Genomic DNA, 2,509 nt, shown 5'->3' with positions numbered 1-2,509 from the left:
AAACTGCTCAACGGCAAGCTCGTCGATGGCAACGGTAACGTACTGGCCAGCGGCCTGACGGTGGCCGCTGAATCGGCCGCCAACCTGCCCAGCGAGCAGTCGGGTAAAGCGCGCAACAAGCGCCTGGAACCTACCCGCATGATCCAGTTCATCCCTGGCGGCACAGGCACCGCTGGGGTTATTCCCGTGCAGACCCTGCGCCTTGAATAACCCTCACTACTGCGCGCGGGCCGTGCCTGCGCCGACTCACTCAATTGCACACGCTGGGGCGACAATGAAAAGGCTAGGAGTGTTATCGATAGTGTGCGGTGCCGCGATGGCCCTGCAGGTTCAGGCCGACGAGATTCCCGCAGCGATGCTGCTGTACGACGGCGATGTGCATGTGCTGCTGGCACCTGGTGTGGAGCGTGTGGCCGTCGGCAATGTGGCGATCATCAGCGCCACCCTGCTGAAGAATGAAGAGGTGGTGATCACCGCAGAAACACCGGGCGAAACCACGGTGCAGTTGTGGTTCGAAGGCAACCAGCGCAAGCAGGTCAGCGTGGTGGTCGCCAAGGCCAATGGCTACCGCCAGATCGGTGAGTTGCGCGCCTTGCTGTCGGATATTCCGGGGCTGCGCATTCGCACCGTGGGCCGCCAGGTGGTGCTCGATGGTCGCCTGAGCAGTGAGTACCTGGCGCGCGTCAAAGAAGCCGCCAAATTCTATGAAAACGTCCTGGTGCTGGCCGAAGAGCAGAGCGGCGCCGCCACCAAGGCCGACTCGGCCCAGGTGCTGCAGGAAGTGCAGGCCATGCTCGGGCAGATCCCTGGCATCCAGATCAAAGCCGTAGGCCGGCAGATTGTCATCGATGGCGATCTGGATGCCATCGACATCACCCGCATCGAGCTGCTCAAGGAGCGTTATCCGGACCTGCTGGTGCTGGCCCAGCCGATGTCCAAATTCCTCGCGCCGATGATCTATTTCGATGTGCGCATCACCGAGTTCGCCAAGGACGATGTGGAAGAACTGGGCGTCAACTGGAGCACCAGCATCAATGGCCCGACGTTCGCCTTCAACGCCGACGGTGGCACCAACAACCTCTACCGCGGCCAGTTCCCCAGTGCCTCCGGCACCTTTGACGACCTCAATGACGCAGTCGGCAATGTCGGCTCCCACGCCTATTGGGGGGTGGCCAGCGAGATCACCTCGCGGATCAACCTGCTGGAGAAAAACGGTTCGGCCCTAACCCTGGCCTCGCCGCGGCTCAGCGCCCGCAGTGGCGGCAAGGCGGAGCTCACCGTCGGCGGCCAGGTGCCGGTGGTGACCAGCAGCATTAACGGCCCCTCGGTGGAGTACAAGGACTTCGGCATCCTGCTCAATATCGAGCCGCAACTGTACGGCGGCGAAACCATCGCCACCCACGTCAAAGCGGAAATCAGCCAGCTCGACAAAGCCAACCAGGTCGGCGAATACCCTGCCTTCAAAACCCGCCGCACCGAGAACGAAGTGCAGCTCAAAGTAGGGGAGACCCTGGTGCTGTCCGGCTTGGTGACCGAGGACAGTCAGTCAACCATTGAAGGCATCAAGTGGTTGATGAACATTCCTTACCTCGGCGCTCTGTTTCGCAACAAAAGCTTCAAAGGCAATCGCACCGAGCTGGTGATCTTCATCACCCCGCGCCTGCTCACCGAAGGCGCGGACTCGCCTAACGTCAAAGAGCTCGCCCGCGAGAAGCAGATGATCGAGAAGTACGCCAAAACCGTTGGCAATCTCGAACTGATCGATTGAGGGCTGAGCATGTTTGAAGTTGTGGTGACCTACAAAAGCGGCGAGCCGCTCGACACGCTCACCTGCACCTCGGCGCAATGCGACGTAGGCAAGGCGCGCTCCGGGCTGGTACGCCTGCGCGGCTGGAAGGTGGCCCCCAGCCACGCCCGCATCGAACAGTCGCTGGGCGGCCTGTTTGTGGAAAATATTAGCCGCGGCAACGAGCTGCTGGTCAACGGCAAGCCGGTGGAACGCTTCGGCCCGCTTAGCCCGGAAGACCTGATTGGCATCGGCGCCTACAACCTGCAGGTACGGGCCGTTGGGCAGATCGAAACCGAGGCCGACACGCCGCTGCCACCGGATGCGGCGATCAGCAGCGGTGAGGACAACGCACCCTATATGGAGTGGTCGCAGTACGTGCAGGCGGAACTGTTCCGCGCCATGGACCTGCGGCGGATGAACCTCGACAGCATGGGCCCGCTGGAGGTGCGCAACAGTCTGTCCGAGTTGATCAACGGCATTACCGAGCAGATCGCCCACCGCCTGCCGGCCAATCTCAGCCGCGAGATTCTGCACAAGATCGTGATCAACGAAGCCGTGGGCCTCGGCCCGCTGGAAGACCTGCTGGCCGACCCCAGCGTCTCGGAAATCATGGTCAACCGTTACGATGATATTTACGTGGAGCGCTCCGGCCGCCTGGAGCGTACCGGCATCAGCTTCAGCTCCGACTCGGCTGTGCTGTCCACCATCGAACGGATCATC

Annotated in this window: 3 protein-coding genes; all 3 read left to right on the top strand. The window is 61.9% G+C overall.

Features of this window, described 5'->3' with window-relative positions:
• A partial coding sequence (locus tag Q8M42_RS01140) for a hypothetical protein (protein ID WP_305282998.1) occupies positions 1-210 on the top strand: 210 nt, incomplete at its 5' end.
• Positions 211-316: 106 nt separating this feature from the next.
• Positions 317-1,768 carry a type II and III secretion system protein family protein gene (locus Q8M42_RS01135; protein WP_304870085.1) on the top strand — a complete coding sequence of 484 codons (1,452 nt, stop codon included), beginning with the start codon at positions 317-319 and terminating at the stop codon, positions 1,766-1,768.
• A 9-nt stretch (positions 1,769-1,777) separates the two neighbouring features.
• A partial coding sequence (locus Q8M42_RS01130) for an FHA domain-containing protein (protein ID WP_370870294.1) occupies positions 1,778-2,509 on the top strand: 732 nt, incomplete at its 3' end.

Origin of the sequence: Pseudomonas sp., assembly GCF_030684895.1 — a bacterium.
Taxonomy (GTDB): Bacteria; Pseudomonadota; Gammaproteobacteria; order Pseudomonadales; family Pseudomonadaceae; genus Aquipseudomonas.
The sequence above is the reverse complement of the archived record's forward strand: the minus strand, read 5'-3'. Positions and strand labels throughout refer to the sequence as shown.